The organism is Mariprofundus sp. KV, assembly GCF_013387475.1.
Lineage (GTDB): Bacteria > Pseudomonadota > Zetaproteobacteria > Mariprofundales > Mariprofundaceae > Mariprofundus.
Map to the genome: position 1 here is coordinate 1 of NZ_VWNB01000023.1, position 1,278 is coordinate 1,278.

Consider the following 1,278-nt stretch of genomic DNA (forward strand, 5'->3'; position numbering starts at 1 on the left):
CACTGCTGTCCGGTTAAGCATGGATGAGCGTCATTTGCCGATGAGTTTCTGCTGATGTTGGCTTTCCGGGAGGATCTTTCTCGATTAGCAGTTCGAGAAAATCTCGTCGGTGCATGATGTTCGTTGTCACGAGCCTTGCGAGTTGTTGCATTGAGCGATTGTTCGGGACCATTCTGCTGGCCATGTGCAGAAGTAGATATGCAATCATGGCGATGATGATCTGGATTTTGACCGCATTTTCGGATGTGCCGAAGAAGGTTTTAATCTTGAGATTCTGCTTGATCCACTTGAAAAAGAGTTCGATCTGCCAGCGCTCTTTGTAGAGAGCGGCAATCTCACCGGCAGTGCGTTTGAGGTCATTGGTAATGAAGATCAGTTCCTTATCGTCGCCTTCACGGACAAACCGGATACGCCGCATTGTCTGTGAGCACTGCTCCTTACCACGGGCGGATGTAAGCCGGATCATGGCATCCTCCCGGACTCCGGAATCGGTCACCGCAATCGTTTCAATGGTTTCAAATCTGGCATTGGATTTCATGCGTGAGACAAAGCGAATATCCTTCTCACACATCTCATTGAACCATGCGTAATCGTTGTAAGCTCTATCAAACACATAGGTTGCACCGGGTAGAAGCGGCATATTCCTGGCTGCCTTTCGATCATGGCATTTGGCCATGCTGATGCTAAAGAAGGTGGGAACCTTCGCATCAGGATCGTACACAGTATGCATTTTCACGCCTGCTTTGCCGCTGCGAAAATGCGCCCATTCAAACTGCTGTTTGCACAGATCAATTGTTGTCGAATCAATCAGGCGAACCATCTCTTTGCCTGTGCCCTGACCAGCTCGTGTCTGACCAAGCAGCCAGTAGAACAGCTCAAGGTAAATCTGAAATGGCCGCGAAGCATTGGCATCTGCCAAAGTCGAGCGCTTCACTTTCCCGCTGCCAAGGTGGTAGTGACATCCGGCATGGCTGCCCCAGGCGGCAACAACATCTCGGAGAGATCGACAACCGCCAAGCTGGGCAAAAAGGAGCACCGTAAACTGCTGCCAGCAGGAGAGCTTGCGCACGCGATGGTCGCCATGATTACGTCTGACAACTGCCTCAAAACGGCTGCGTGGGATAACTTTTAGAAGTTGGTGAAATACCGTGTTAGTGTGCTTCATGGCCTGGGTTCTCCGCGCGGTAAATTTGCTGTCTCGACAACTACAAATGTACCACAAACGTTGGGAATTCAGGCCTACTTTCTTACTGCTAAATCTTTAACCGGACAGCAGTG

Annotated in this window: 1 protein-coding gene; it reads right to left on the bottom strand. The window is 50.2% G+C overall.

What is annotated here, in order from left to right; translation table 11 throughout:
* Positions 1-13 precede the first annotated feature (13 nt).
* Positions 14-1,165 carry an IS4 family transposase gene (locus F3F93_RS12325; protein ID WP_176959501.1) on the bottom strand — a complete coding sequence of 384 codons (1,152 nt, stop codon included), beginning with the start codon at positions 1,163-1,165 and terminating at the stop codon, positions 14-16.
* Positions 1,166-1,278: the final 113 nt, after the last annotated feature.

Bases quoted from the DNA above. Each gene is read 5' to 3' on its own strand.
- F3F93_RS12325 (WP_176959501.1), bottom strand. From the start codon at position 1,165: ATGAAGCACACTAACACGGTATTTCACCAACTTCTAAAAGTTATCCCA.